The organism is Morganella sp. GD04133, from assembly GCF_029835375.1.
Lineage (GTDB): Bacteria > Pseudomonadota > Gammaproteobacteria > Enterobacterales > Enterobacteriaceae > Morganella > Morganella morganii_B.
On record NZ_JAODZS010000007.1, the window covers coordinates 78,627 to 92,650 of the forward strand.

Genomic DNA, 14,024 nt, shown 5'->3' on the forward strand with positions numbered 1-14,024 from the left:
CGCACATGAAAATTCTGGTGATCGGGCCGTCGTGGGTCGGTGACATGATGATGTCACAAAGCCTTTACCGTACCCTGAAAACACGTTATCCGCAGGCAACGATTGATGTGATGGCACCGGCGTGGTGCCGTCCGCTGCTGGCAAAAATGCCGGAAGTGGATGAGGCTATCGCCATGCCGCTCGGTCACGGCGCTCTGGCTCTCGGCGAGCGCCGCCGTCTGGGGCATTCCCTGCGTGATAATAAGTATGATCGTGCTTATGTGCTGCCGAACTCGTTAAAATCAGCGCTGGTGCCGTTTTTTGCGAAGATCCCGGTGCGCACCGGCTGGCTGGGTGAGATGCGTTATGGTCTGCTCAACGATCACCGGAAACTCGACAAAGCCGCTTTTCCGCTGATGGTGCAGCGCTATGTTGCCCTCGCGTATGATAAAGCGGATGTCCCTGCCGCCACTGCTCTGCCACAGCCTCTGTTGTGGCCGAAGCTGGTGGTGCGGGATGAGGATATCGCAGAAAGTATGGCGGCGTTTAATATCAGCGATCACCGCCCGGTCATCGGTTTTTGTCCGGGAGCTGAATTTGGCCCGGCCAAACGCTGGCCGCATTATCACTACGGTGAATTAGCGAAGAAACTGATTGATGAGCGCGATGTTCAGATAGTCCTGTTCGGCTCGGAAAAAGATCACGCCGCCGGAGAGGATATTCTCGCCATGCTCAGTGATGAACAGCGCGAAAACTGCCTGAATCTGGCCGGAAAAACCTCGCTGGAGCAGGCCGTAAACCTGATTGCCGGTTGTCATGCCATTATCACCAACGATTCCGGTCTGATGCATGTGGCTGCCGCACTGGATCGCCCGCTGGTTGCTTTATACGGCCCGAGCAGCCCGGATTTCACGCCGCCGCTGTCAGAGAAAGCCCGCGTTATCCGTCTGATCTCCGGTTATCACAAAGTCCGCAAAGGGGATGCCCATGAGGGCTATCATCAGAGCCTGATTGATATTCAGCCGGCGCAGGTGCTGTCTGAACTGGATGATTTGCTGAAGAGTTCCCCGCCATGCGCCGTGTGTTAATCGTCAAAACCTCGTCGATGGGGGATGTGCTGCATACCCTGCCTGCACTGACCGATGCCGTGCAGGCATTCCCGGAGATCACGTTTGACTGGGTGGTTGAAGAGGGTTTTGCCCAGATCCCGGGCTGGCACGCCGCTGTTGATCGCGTCATTCCGGTCGCTATCCGCCGCTGGCGGAAAAACTGGTTCCGCCGTGATATCCGTGATGAACGCCGTCAGTTCCGCGAAGCCGTACAATCACAGACGTATGATGCTGTCATTGATGCGCAGGGGCTGATTAAAAGTGCCCTGCTGGTCACGCGGCTGGCACACGGGCGCAAACATGGCTACGACCGGCACAGTATCCGCGAGCCGCTGGCGAGTTTTTTCTATGATGAAAAACACGCTGTCAGTAAAACACAGCATGCTGTTGAGCGTATTCGTCAGCTTTTTGCCCTGAGTCTCGGCTATGAGAAACCGCAGACACCGGGGGATTACGCGATTGCAGCTCATTTTCTGAATAACCGTACCGTATCGCCGGATGCCGTGCCGTATCTGGTCTGCCTCCACGCCACCACCCGTGATGCCAAACACTGGCCGGAATCACACTGGCGGGCGCTGTTTGCACAACTGGCTGATACTGATCTGCATGTCCGTCTGCCGTGGGGCGCACCGCATGAACAGGAGCGGGCGCTGCGCCTGGCGGAAGGATTCACCCATGTGCATGTATTGCCGAAATTATCACTGGCGGATGTGGCGGCAGAAATTGCCGGGGCAGAGGGAGTGATTTCAGTCGATACCGGGCTGAGTCACCTGACAGCCGCGCTGGATAAACCCAATATCACCCTGTACGGCCCGACAGACCCGGGGCTGATCGGCGGTTACGGTAAGGGGCAGTTTGCCCTGACATCAAAGGACGGGGATTTATCCTCTGTCAGTGCGGATGATGTGCTCGCCGCCATGGCAGAGCACATGCCGCGTTAAGATTATGATGCGTGACGCTGTGCGAGTTTCCGCTGATAAAACTCTGCCAGCGTCATCCCTTCCGCCCGCTGCGCGATATACGCAAACAGCTGCTCCAGATCATCATACAGTGCATCAATCGCCGCCTCATCCCTGAATGTCGGGCTGCCGCCCGGCATAAATTCAGAGGAATGCAGCATAAATTCGATATGATCATTTCCCTGTGCCAGGCAAGCATCCACCACCTGCTGCATCTGTGCCAGATTCCCGCCTTTCGGTCGCAGCCAGTTCACGGACGGCGAACGTTTTTTACCGCGTAACTTATCGTAAAACTGTTTCAGGCCGTTCATCAGCGGGGAATGGCGGAACTGCACACTCATCGGCACCTGTAACAGCGCTGAATCCCCGGAACGGCGGATATCATTCAGATCCATAAAATAAGCGGCAGACGGAAAATTCAGGTAATTGGTGCCGCCGTGACCGATGGGTGCCGGTGCCCCCGGAGTATATGCCCAGTTCACCCGCGGTGTCACCGAGCAGTCTGTCTGATAACCAAACTCTGCCAGCAAACGGGCATATTTTTCATTGAATGCCCAGCGGCCCGCACGGTGGCTGACCATTTTGGTCTGTAATTTATCTTCCAGCAGTGATGTCATGACGTTAATTTTTTCTTTCATCACATCGTCAGGGTATTCAATCAGATAGGGCTGAAAACGATCATCATCGGCTGTCAGTGCCTTCAGCGGCGGGCTGTTCCAGGCGTGTAAATGCATACCGATCTCCCCGGTCTGCCGGGCGATCACATCCTGCGCAAATTCAATATAGGCATCATCGGTTGCCATTTCATAATTGGTCAGCCAGACCGGCTTAAAGCTGTACTTCTCACACAATGCCTGAAAGCGCGGTAAAAACCGGGTATTCTGCGTGGTGATCACCGGACCGGATTCCCAGAGGTTATCCCCTTCCGTATCAAGGGTGATGATAAAAGCGGGTTTCGCCATGGTTGTGCTCCTCACACGTGTGTTGACGGGACGGGCTGAATTAAATCGCAGTACTGGCGGACAATCGTCTGCTGCTCAAACTTCTGATACATCTCCGGTGTGATCACCGGCGGATGTTCATAAACCAGGCGGATTTTTTCCGCCAGGCTCACCGGTGTCATATCGGATAAATAGGCGGTCAATTCGCCGGTCATAATCTCGCCGATCCCGCCCGGACAATAGGTACTGACCACCGGTGTACCGCAGATCAGGGATTCAATCAGAACAGAAGAGAGCCCTTCACTGTCGGAACTCAGTACCACCGCTTTCGCCCCACGGATAACCGGCATTGGTTTTGACTGAAAACCGATAAATTCCACCCGCTCTTCCAGACCGAGTTCAGCCACCTGGCTTTTCAGCGTTTGTGTGGCTGCCGGGCTGCCCTGACCCGCCAGCAACAGTTTGCACGGCAGATTAGCCAGTGCAAACGCGGTCAGTAATCTGTCCTGCCGTTTCACCTCATGAAAACGCCCGAGGTGAACCATGTAATCCTGCCCCCGGTACGGGTTATCTTCCTGCGCCTGACGCTGAATATCTGCAACATCAAACGGGTTATAAATGGTCACGCACTGCTGCGGCGTGACCCCGACGTTTTCACACAAATCCCGGCACACCGCACCGGACACGCCGATAATATTCCGTCCGTTATACACACGGCGGATTTTTTCCTGTTTCAGTCGACGGCGCAGGCCGGTTTTATTGCCGAGGTAGCTGGCTGAAAACATGCCGTGCAGACAGAACCAGACATTCAGCCCGGTCAGTGCCTGTGATGCCGCCACAATACGGTCGGTTTTATGCAGATTGGACACCACCAGTGCCGGTTTGCCTTTACGGGCAAACAGACCGGACAAAAACGTATCCATCTTTCCGGCACGGCGCCGGATTTCTGTCTGGCGGTGGAACAACCCCCGGTAGCTGTCTGCAGAAACCTGATAATCCACGCCTTCCGGGATGTCATAATCACGGGTATTGCTGAGTGACAGCAGAGTGACATCATAACCGGCCAGAACCAGCCCGTGGCTCAGGCTCAGCACCACCCGTTCAGCACCGCCGCCCGGTAAACCGTCAATAATAAATAAAATATGCTGTTTCATTATGCCAGGACCCGCCCGTAGAGATCGATAAGCTGCTGTGATAACGCCGCCGGTGTATAAGGTAAAACCCGCTGCCGCGCGCATGCAGACATCCGGCTGCTGAGGTGATCACAAGGCAGTTGTGAAACCGCGTCTGCCAGACCGGCAATATCCAGCGCATCACAGACAAAACCTTCTTCACCCTGCGTGATAAACTCCGCCCCGCCGCAGGTGGTACTGGTAATCACCGGCAGTGCGCAGGCCATCGCTTCCGGTACCACATTCGGGAACGGATCATACAGCGTCGGCAGCAGCAATCCGTCACTCATCTGATAAAACGGCAGTGTCTGTTTCTGCATGCCCGCAAAACGGATACGATCAGCACACCCCAGAGATACCGCCAGCTGACGATATTTTTTTTCTGCTTTATCCTGACCGATTACCAGCAGCCAGGCATCATTGCGGCTGACAGCCATAATCGCCGCCGCCAGACCTTTGCGTTCAAATCCGGAACCAACGTACACCAGGCATTTTGCCGCCGCCGGGATCTGATGCGTCTGCCGGAGCGCCAGACGCTCAGCTTCCGGCAGCGGATGAAACTTCTCAGAATCAATGCCGTTATAGATGACGGTAATCTGTGACTCTGACAGACCGAAGTCTTCCATCACCTCTTTCTTTACCATCACCGAATTACAAATCACCTGCTTAAAATGCGGGTCATGGTACATCTCCTGCTCCGCCTTCATCACATAACAGTGATACGGTGAGGCAAACAGCAGTTTCGCCCGCCAGGGCGGCAACACCCGCGCCCGCTGTAACAGCCAGCGGCGGTGAACACCATCCCCGGCACGGTAGATATCACAACCGGCGATGCGTTCATGGCTCTGAACAATATCAAATTTTTCATTCTGCCAGCAGGTACGGGCGGCGTGAGCAAATCCGCGCTCACGGCTGATCCGGCCCCATTTCGGCGGATTCACCACATGAATATGCCAGCCGGGAGCCGCAGCGCCCTGCCAGGAGCGGGTGATAACATTCAGATCCAGATTCCGGTTATCCAGTGCTTCCAACGCCCGGGAGACAAAGCGCTCCGCGCCGCCATCCGGACGGTATTTCTGACGGACAATCGCCAGACGCATCTCTTTCATAAATATCTCCGTGCTGCCGCAATCACAGCCTCTGCCGGGATCGGGCTCAGGTAACGTTCATCCGTTCCGGTATCGATATCATCCGGATGCGGTTGTTCGCCATAATCTGATGCCTTAATAATTTCACCGGTTGCCTGCCACGGTGCCCAGAACACCAGTTTTGTCGGGCCGAACAAGGCTATCATGGGTGTTTTCAGGGCGGCAGCCATGTGCATCGGCACGGAATCCACACCGATAAACAGTTTTGCACGATCAATCAGGGCGGCAAGCTGAGGCAGTGTCAGTTCTCCGGCAACAGAGACGATGCTGCCGTCTGCCACCGCCTGCTGACACGGTGCCATAATGGATGCAATCATTGCTTTTTCGCGCGGGTCCGGCCCGCTGCTGAGCACAATCTGATGCCCTTCATCCGCCAGTGTGCGGATAACGTCACTCATTTTGTCGTCATCCCAGCATTTATAGAACCAGCGGGACGTCGGCTGCACCACAATATACTCACCGGTCACCTTTTTACGCTGCAAAAGCTGCTCTGTCTTCTGCCGGTCTTCCTCTGAATACGCCATGGTGACATGACTGACAGTCACCGGCAGATTCAGCGGCGCTAACCCGTTAAGATTCTGCTCCACCGTATGCGTGGTCAGTTCCTGTGAAGTATCTGCCAGCAGGGTGTAACATTTTTTCCAGAAAATACTCTGCCGTTTCCGCAGATCCAGCCCGGCGCGGATACGGGCACCGGTGAACCGGGTGACAATCGCGCTGTACCACTGATCCGCGAGATTCACCACCAGATCATAACGGCGCTGTCGCAATGATTTCAGTAAACGCCACTCATGCCCGATACGTTTGCAGGTTCCCTCTTTACGCCAGTCTCTGTCCATGGCAAAAATATGGCTGATGCCGGGATGACGGCTGAGCATCGGTGCCGTTTCCTGATACAGCAGGACATCCACCTCAGCATCCGGGTAATTCGCTTTCAGAGTATTAATCACCGGTGTTATCAGCAGCATATCGCCGTGATGACGGAGTTTTATCACTAAAATGCGCTGTACCGGCGCGGGTGCTGTTTGCATAAGAGTTCCATTGGGGTCAGACAGAAATCAGGGAATAACAGGTATCAATATCTGAGGCACAGATTACCACAAATCGTTCCCGGCAGTATTAACAGATAGCGCAGTGTGTTGTACCGGGCAGCGGGGCTCCGGCTGTCAGCGGCACTGGGTTTATGCTTTTTAATGCGCTATTCGTGTTAGTTTTATGCTACTATTGCCGTAATCTTATCTGCGAAACTGATAAAATGTTACTGCGTGTATACCAGGTTCTGCTTTACCTGATCCAACCTCTTATCTGGTTACGTCTGTTATGGCGCAGCCGCCGCTCCCCGGCCTACCGCAGACGCTGGGGTGAACGTTATGGTTTCTGCAAAGGAAAAACCGGCACCGGCGGTATCATCCTGCACTCGGTTTCTGTGGGCGAAACACTCGCCGCAGTGCCGCTGGTCCGGGCATTACGCCACCATTATCCGACGTTACCCATCACCGTCACCACCATGACACCGACCGGCTCAGAGCGGGTTTTATCAGCATTAGGTGATGATGTTTACCACGTCTATCTGCCTTACGACTTACCGGGGTCAATGAAACGGTTTTTCAATACCGTTCAGCCGAAACTGGTGATCGTCATGGAAACCGAACTGTGGCCGAACATGATAACCGAACTGCACCGCCGGAAAATTCCGCTGGTGATCGCCAATGCCCGTCTGTCCGCGCGCTCGGCTGCCGGTTATAAAAAAGCAGGCAGTTTCGTGAAAACTATCCTGAACCGGATCACGCTGGTCGCGGCCCAGAATCAGGAAGACGGTGAACGCTTTATTGAACTCGGCCTGCGCCGCCAGCAACTGCATGTGACCGGCAGCCTGAAATTCGATATTTCTGTCACGCCGGAACTGGCTGCCAAAGCCGTTACCCTGCGCCGTCAGTGGGCGGCCCGCCGTCCGGTGTGGATTGCAACCAGTACCCATGAAGGCGAAGAAGACATTATTCTCAGTGCCCATAAAACCCTGCTGAAGCACTTTCCGAATCTGCTGCTGATCCTGGTGCCGCGCCATCCGGAACGGTTTGCCAAAGCACGCGAACTGACCGAAAAAGCCGGTCTGACCTATGTCATGCGCAGCAGTAACACCATTCCGTCACCGGAAACACAGGTGGTGGTCGGAGATACCATGGGTGAACTGATGCTGCTGTACGGACTGGCGGATATCGCGTTTGTCGGCGGCAGCCTGGTTGAACGCGGCGGACATAATCCGCTGGAAGCCGCCGCACACGCCCTGCCGGTGCTGATGGGGCCGCACACCTTCAATTTCAACAATATCTGCGGCAAATTACAGCAGGCCGACGCCCTGCTGACCGTCACGAATGAACAAAGTCTGAGTGACGCCGTCAGTAATCTGCTCAATGATGAGGATTACCGGCTGTACTGCGGGCGGCATGCCGCCGAGGTACTTCATGAGAATCAGGGCGCACTGCACCGTCTGATGCAGCTGCTCGGCCCGTATCTGCCGCCGCGGAGCCACTGATGACAGATAAAAAACGTCTCTCTGTTGTAATGATCAGCAAAAACAATGCCGATGTTATCGGTGATTGCCTGAACTCCGTTCAGGGACTGGCGGATGAAATCATTGTGCTCGATTCCGGCAGTCAGGACGACACACTGACCATCGCCCGCGATGCCGGGGCTCAGGTGTATGAAAACCTGGAGTGGCCGGGCTTCGGCCGTCAGCGGCAGATTGCCCAGCAGTATGCCACCGGGAACTATATCCTGATGCTCGACACCGACGAGAGGATCACGCCGGAGCTGAAGCATTCGATTGAACAGGTCCTTGCCGCACCGCAGAAAAATACCGTATACCGCTTTGCCCGCCGGAATCTGTTTCTCGGGCGTTTTATGAAGCACAGCGGCTGGTATCCGGATCATGTCCTGCGGTTATATCCGCGTGAGCAATATCAGTACAACAGTAATGCAGTTCATGAATCTCTGGAGACACAGGGTGCCAATATCATCACACTGAAAGGGGATGTATTACACCTGACTTGCCGCGATTTACCTGAGTTTCAGCAAAAACAGTTACGCTATGCCGCTGACTGGGCAAAAGCCCGCCATCTGGCCGGTAAACGCTGCTCTTTCCTCTCTGTACTGACTCACACCGCCGGTGCGTTCTGTAAAACCTGGCTGCTGAGAGCCGGGTTCCTTGACGGTAAGCAGGGGTTTATCCTTGCATTTGTGAACGCACAATATACCTTTAATAAATACGCCACCCTGTGGTCTGTCAGTAACAACGATGAGTCAGCATCATGAAAACACGCGCAATCTATCCCGGCACTTTTGATCCTATTACCTGCGGACATATCGATATTCTTGAGCGCGCCTCAAAAATGTTTGATCACATCCTGCTGGCGATCGCCAACAGCAGCCGTAAAAATCCGATGTTTACTCTCGATGAGCGGGTTGCGCTGGCAAAAGACGTGTGTGCTCATATCCCGAATGTGGAAGTGCTGGGATTTTCCGAGCTGATGGCGAATTTTGCCAAAAAGCAAAATGCCAATGTGCTGATCCGGGGTGTCCGGTCGGTTGCTGACTTTGAATATGAATGGCAGCTGGCGAATATGAACCGCCATTTTGCGCAGGATCTCGAGAGTGTTTTCCTGCTGCCGTCACAGAACCTCTCTTTTGTTTCTTCATCCCTGATCAAAGACGTGGCCCTGCATGACGGCGATGTCTCTGCATTTCTGCCGGCGTCCGTTGCACAGGCAATGATGCAAAAACTCGGTAAAGCGTAATCAGTGCTGACAGGCGGGGCAGAAAAACGTGCTCCGCTGACCGACCTTCACCACGTCAATCTTCTGTCCGCAGTTCGGGCAACATTCTCCGTGTTTTCCGTACACAAACAGTTCCTGAGCAAAATAGCCGGGTTTTCCGTCTGACTGTAAAAAATCTTTCAGCGTGGTGCCGCCCTGTTTGATGGATTCCGTCAGTACCTGCTTTATGGTGGTAACCAGGCCGGTTACCTCATCCATCGTCAGATCTTTCGCCGGACGCAGCGGATGGATGCGGGATAAAAAGAGGGATTCATTGGCATAAATATTTCCCACGCCCACCACAATTTTATTATCCATCAGCCAGCTTTTGACCGGTGTGTTTCGTTTGCGGGATTTGGCGAACAGATACGCGGCGTCAAAATCATCACTCAGCGGCTCCGGCCCCAGGTTCGCCAGTACCGGGCAGGTTGCCAGGTCATCCGCCCACAACCAGGCACCAAAGCGGCGCGGGTCGGTATAGCGCAGAATTTTACCGTCACCGAGCACCATATCCACATGATCGTGTTTCTCTTCCGGCGTTTCCTCCAAAAGAATCCGCAAACTGCCGGACATCCCCAGGTGAATGATGATCCACCCTTCCGGCAGCTCAATCAGCAGGTATTTTGCCCTGCGCTGCACACTGAGTACCGGCCGGTCACTCAGGCGCTCGATCTGTTCTGACACCGGCCAGCGCAGCCGCCGGTTGCGGACTTCAACATAACGTATGGTATTACCAACAAGATGCGGCTCAATGCCGCGCCGGCTGGTTTCGACCTCAGGTAATTCCGGCACAGATAACTCCTCAGCGATTAACCGGCAGCAGCGGTTGTGCGGCGTCTTCTTTCCCGCCGGTGACCAGCGCCACTGCAATACACAGGAGATAAACAGTAATACTCTCACGGCTGAAGAACAAGACATCTGTCAGGCCATAACCGGCCAGACACAATGTCATCATTATCAGCAACAGGTTCTTATTCCGGATCCCAGCATAGAACAGCGAGAGATAAATCAGCACCAGCAGTACACCACCGATAACCCCCTGCAATGACAACACGTCAATCAATTCACTGTGCAGATGCACCGTCAGGTAGACAGTGATTGAATCACTGATTGTACCGGCTGCTATTTTTTCTGAAATAAAGTCATTACGGGCCTGAAACGATTGTCCCATCGGGGCATGCTTAAAAGCAGACAGCCCTGCATACCACATGGTATAGCGATCACCCAGTGATCCCCCCGGTTTTGACACATCATAACCCTGAGTTTCAGTGATTGCTTCATTTATCCGGGATTTATATAAGAACTCATATGATGAGCCTGCAAAGATCAGCAAAAGCACAGCAATAATGCTCACTGTTTTTATATTCAGGCTCTTGCGAAAAATAATGATCGTATAAAGAACAGAAAGCAGAAGGTAGATAGCTATCGCCGCACGGGTTTGTGTCAGAATAATAATTGCATTGGAAATAATCAGATTAGTAAAGAACAATGTGACATTTAATTTATTTTTTACCTGAATACAATAATGAAGGCTGACAAAAAATATTGCACTGATAAAGTATGCTGCTACTGTTGCCCGGTTTGTATCTAACTCCACCCTGTTTTTATGCAAAACAAAAATATCATAGAGTGCATACAATAAAATATAAAGTGGTAATACCTTGATAATACCTGAAACATATACATTTCTGAAAAACGTTCGCAGTTCACGCTTTAATAAGATACATACACAAAAAATAAATGCTCCGAGTATAATTCTCGACGCAGTAGGAGAATGGTTTTTATAAACACTCATCCCGTCATCATTCATCAGAAATGACCAGGCAACCCGTGAGAGTCCGAACAGCAGAAATGACGCCGCAACAAGCAATGCTGCACGATCACGGAAAAGCGTCATTTTTTTGAAAAAGACCAGCCAGAATGTCACGATAACGGATAAATAACTCAGTATAAAATAAGCGTCCCGTGACAAGGTATCCACGAAAGAAGCAATTACCATCGAGAAAGTCATCAGCATACCAATGATAATGGATAATGTTCTGTTCATCGCCATTTAAAAAACGCCTGCTGATTTTATTTTTAAGAACATCATTTTTCTGCTTAGTCTTACTTTAGTACTGAACAGAAAGTGAAATGTTTTAATATCATTAAACCGGTCCATAACAAAACGCGGGAGTTTGCGTTTGTTATTTCTGGATAAATAATCAGAACATACTTTAACAAACAGACCTTCAAACATCACTTTTTCATTTTTATTTTTTACAAAGAAATTTTCCATTGATAAAACAATTTGCAGGAAAAGAACGGTTTTATTCATACTTTTCTCTGTGGATAAGCTGCCGCGATGTTTATAATAGCAATAAATCTGAGTGTCTGTGATCAGAATATTCTGAGCGGCACAAATCACATATGCCGTAATAACCACATCCTCATAGCAATAAATTTCGGGAAACATATCATCTGTCAGGATATCACGGCGGATAAAACGGCCAAGTAAATGCCCTTTCACCATCTTATGTTCCAGATAAAGTTCTTTTAATCTGTCCTGTGTGATGGATACAACCGGTTTATCCTCAATCTCTAATACCGGATGACGGTCGTGATGCTCATCCAGACGGGTTATCAGCAGATCAAACGGATGCTCCCGCATAATATCCATAACCCGGGTCAGCGCACCGTTTTTCAGCATATCATCACTGTCTAATGCTGTAATATAGTCGCCGCGGGATAATGAATACGCATAATGACGGACTTTGCCAATATTAGAAAAGTTAACTGTTTCAACAACCTTAATAAAATTTCGCGGCTGATAATGATTGATAATATCTAACGATTTATCTGTGGAACCATCATTAATAATGATCGCTTCAACCCGTTCCGGAGAACCATTCTCATTCAGGGCATTATCCAGACTCTCTAATGCGGCCCGGATTGATGACGCCGCATTATGTACTGCAATCATGACCGAAATAACCGGGTTACTCATATCATATTCCAACATTCGTTTTTATCTGTGAAGTAAACTGACTCTGATTCCGGCTGTCACTGACACGCCAACTCAGTAATCATATAAAAACTATATAAAAATAATAAATAAATCAGCCGTTATAGTTGTATGTTCTGACGAGATAATAGTACCTGTAAATGATACAACAATCTGAATATTTTAATACTCTTACAATCAGTATTTAAGATAAGTACCCGATTTATCTGCCATTTTATCGCTAATTAACGTTATGAATGATATCATTTTATATGAAAGCACCAACAATTCATAAAATTACGATATATTATACCAGATAACCCAGAAAGTGAAAACAGATGACCATATTGCCCTCTGCCGTTTACCTTTCTCCGGTAAACAGGCAATAAAAAACCCGGCCGGAGCCGGGTTTTTTCAATCAGAAAGCAGAAATTACTTAATTTTTGCTTCTTTGTACATTACATGCTTGCGAACAACCGGATCGAATTTTTTCATTTCCAGTTTTTCAGGCATAGTACGTTTGTTCTTCGTAGTGGTATAGAAGTGACCTGTACCTTCAGAAGAAACCAGTTTGATCTTTTCGCGAATACCTTTAGCCATTTTTCAGCTCCTTAGTACTTCTCACCGCGGGTACGTAAATCAGCTAAAACAGCTTCGATACCCTTTTTATCAATGATACGCATACCTTTAGCAGATACACGCAGAGTCACGAAACGTTTTTCAGACTCAACCCAGAAACGGTGAGAGTGCAGGTTCGGCAGAAAACGACGTTTGGTCGCATTTAATGCGTGAGAACGGTTGTTACCGCTCATCGGACGCTTGCCAGTAACTTGGCAGACTCGGGACATGTCTATTCTCCAAAAATCTAATCAGCTCGAGCTTTGTATTGGGTGAGGCTGCCTCGTCAGGCTTAGGAGCCCATCTCAGCTTACTTTTGACTCGCCGGGAAATTGCTCTGTCAACCAGCAAAAATATGCTGAGATAGGCTCTTCTCGCCAAACCCAAGATCCTCAAAGGTGGCGTAGTATACGCTTTCCGGCGCAAACGCTCAAGACCCGAACAGTAAAGATCGCGTGTTTCTGCGAAAAAAACTGCTCAGATCATCTCGTGTTCTGCGAACGAAAACATATTGAATTTCCCGACAATCAGGTGATCCAACACGTTTATCCCTACCAGCTCACATGCCTGAACAATTTTTTTGTCAGCAGGCGGTCAGCCCGGCTGGGGTTTTCGTTACCGGAGGGGTGATTATGCGCCAGAATCACAGAAACTGCATTCACTTTGAGCGCCAGGCGCAAAATCTCTCTGGGATGCACTTCCACACAGTTTACTGTCCCTGAAAACAGCTCTTCATAACGGATAAGCTGGTTCTGGTTATTAAGAAAAAGCACAGCAAAGACTTCCCGCTCCTGCCAGGCCATCCGCTGGTTAAGATAGGCCTTTACGGTACAGGCACTGCTGAGAAATTGTGTTTCCTGAAACTGACTGCTGAAATAGCGCCGGGATAATTCGACAATCGCCTGCATCTGGCAAAACTTACTGTCCCCGATCCCGTTCAGGGATTTGAATTCCTCATACCCGGCGGTCAGCAGCCGGTGCAGTGACCCGAAGACCTCCAGCAGATACTCCGCAAACTGCCGCACCGGCCGCTCACGGGTGCCGGTACGCAAAAAAATAGCCAGTAATTCTGAATCACTCAGAACGGATGTCCCGTAAGCGATCAGTTTCTCTCTCGGCATCAGCGCCGTATTTCCGGTTATGTTATCCATTTTTCCCCCGCCGGTTTCCCTGTTTCACCGGAAAAAGTATGTCAGCTCCGGCGGTTTTTCCGTATAAAACAGGCTATTTTTGCGAGATGCGCCGAAGAAAAAACATTATTTAGCTGGATAAATACACAGCACCCTACCTATACGGCGGTGTT

At 50.9% G+C, this 14,024-nt stretch carries 14 protein-coding genes and 1 pseudogene; 5 read left to right on the forward strand and 10 right to left on the reverse strand.

What is annotated here, in order from left to right:
- Nucleotides 1–5: 5 nt before the first annotated feature.
- Nucleotides 6–1,067 (forward strand): ADP-heptose--LPS heptosyltransferase RfaF, encoded by a 1,062-nt coding sequence (rfaF, locus tag N7387_RS04675; RefSeq protein WP_279797265.1) that lies wholly within the window; start codon nucleotides 6–8, stop codon nucleotides 1,065–1,067.
- Entirely contained in the window at nucleotides 1,052–2,029 is a 978-nt protein-coding gene (rfaC, locus tag N7387_RS04680; RefSeq protein ID WP_262882298.1) for a lipopolysaccharide heptosyltransferase RfaC, read from the forward strand. Before rfaF ends, rfaC begins: the two co-directional genes overlap by 16 nt.
- A gap of 2 nt (nucleotides 2,030–2,031) precedes the next feature.
- Here the strand turns inward: rfaC and N7387_RS04685 are convergent, their stop codons facing one another.
- From N7387_RS04685 to rfaQ, 4 genes are read right to left on the reverse strand one after another with little or no spacing between them, the layout of a single operon-like run.
- Nucleotides 2,032–3,009, reverse strand: a complete 978-nt coding sequence (locus tag N7387_RS04685; RefSeq protein WP_262882297.1) for a polysaccharide deacetylase family protein — start codon at nucleotides 3,007–3,009, stop codon at nucleotides 2,032–2,034.
- An 11-nt stretch (nucleotides 3,010–3,020) separates the two neighbouring features.
- Nucleotides 3,021–4,142, reverse strand: coding sequence for a glycosyltransferase (locus N7387_RS04690; RefSeq protein ID WP_279797269.1), 1,122 nt, complete (start codon nucleotides 4,140–4,142; stop codon nucleotides 3,021–3,023).
- Nucleotides 4,142–5,269, reverse strand: coding sequence for a glycosyltransferase family 4 protein (locus tag N7387_RS04695; protein WP_279797271.1), 1,128 nt, complete (start codon nucleotides 5,267–5,269; stop codon nucleotides 4,142–4,144). The genes N7387_RS04690 and N7387_RS04695 overlap by 1 nt, the downstream gene beginning before the upstream one ends.
- The gene (rfaQ, locus tag N7387_RS04700) at nucleotides 5,266–6,339 is read right to left on the reverse strand and encodes a putative lipopolysaccharide heptosyltransferase III (protein WP_279797272.1); all 1,074 of its coding nucleotides are present in this window, start codon (nucleotides 6,337–6,339) and stop codon (nucleotides 5,266–5,268) included. The genes N7387_RS04695 and rfaQ overlap by 4 nt, the downstream gene beginning before the upstream one ends.
- A 224-nt stretch (nucleotides 6,340–6,563) precedes the next feature.
- Here rfaQ and waaA point away from each other — a divergent pair, with 224 nt between their 5' ends.
- Genes waaA through coaD form a run of 3 tightly spaced genes read left to right on the forward strand, consistent with a single transcriptional unit; the run spans nucleotide 6,564 to nucleotide 9,102 of the window.
- A complete protein-coding gene (gene waaA / locus N7387_RS04705) occupies nucleotides 6,564–7,841 on the forward strand; it encodes a lipid IV(A) 3-deoxy-D-manno-octulosonic acid transferase (RefSeq protein WP_279797275.1) in 1,278 nt (425 codons plus the stop codon).
- Entirely contained in the window at nucleotides 7,841–8,620 is a 780-nt protein-coding gene (locus N7387_RS04710; protein ID WP_279797277.1) for a glycosyltransferase family 2 protein, read from the forward strand. Before waaA ends, N7387_RS04710 begins: the two co-directional genes overlap by 1 nt.
- On the forward strand, nucleotides 8,617–9,102 hold the full coding sequence (coaD, locus tag N7387_RS04715; protein ID WP_025152344.1) for a pantetheine-phosphate adenylyltransferase: 486 nt from the start codon (nucleotides 8,617–8,619) through the stop codon (nucleotides 9,100–9,102). The genes N7387_RS04710 and coaD overlap by 4 nt, the downstream gene beginning before the upstream one ends.
- Here the strand turns inward: coaD and mutM are convergent, their stop codons facing one another.
- The 6 genes and pseudogenes from mutM to radC form a co-directional block, all read right to left on the reverse strand.
- Nucleotides 9,103–9,912: a bifunctional DNA-formamidopyrimidine glycosylase/DNA-(apurinic or apyrimidinic site) lyase gene (gene mutM / locus N7387_RS04720; protein WP_279797279.1), complete on the reverse strand. Its 810-nt coding sequence runs from the start codon at nucleotides 9,910–9,912 to the stop codon at nucleotides 9,103–9,105.
- A gap of 10 nt (nucleotides 9,913–9,922) precedes the next feature.
- Nucleotides 9,923–11,173, reverse strand: coding sequence for an O-antigen ligase family protein (locus N7387_RS04725; protein ID WP_347815227.1), 1,251 nt, complete (start codon nucleotides 11,171–11,173; stop codon nucleotides 9,923–9,925).
- The gene (locus N7387_RS04730; protein WP_279797281.1) at nucleotides 11,174–12,106 is read right to left on the reverse strand and encodes a glycosyltransferase family 2 protein; all 933 of its coding nucleotides are present in this window, start codon (nucleotides 12,104–12,106) and stop codon (nucleotides 11,174–11,176) included. It abuts the gene before it with no gap.
- A gap of 429 nt (nucleotides 12,107–12,535) precedes the next feature.
- Entirely contained in the window at nucleotides 12,536–12,703 is a 168-nt protein-coding gene (gene rpmG, locus N7387_RS04735; protein ID WP_004236665.1) for a 50S ribosomal protein L33, read from the reverse strand.
- Nucleotides 12,704–12,714: 11 nt separating this feature from the next.
- The gene (gene rpmB, locus N7387_RS04740) at nucleotides 12,715–12,951 is read right to left on the reverse strand and encodes a 50S ribosomal protein L28 (protein ID WP_015422374.1); all 237 of its coding nucleotides are present in this window, start codon (nucleotides 12,949–12,951) and stop codon (nucleotides 12,715–12,717) included.
- 247 nt (nucleotides 12,952–13,198) lie between these two features.
- A pseudogene (radC, locus tag N7387_RS04745) lies at nucleotides 13,199–13,872 on the reverse strand (DNA repair protein RadC).
- Nucleotides 13,873–14,024: the final 152 nt, after the last annotated feature.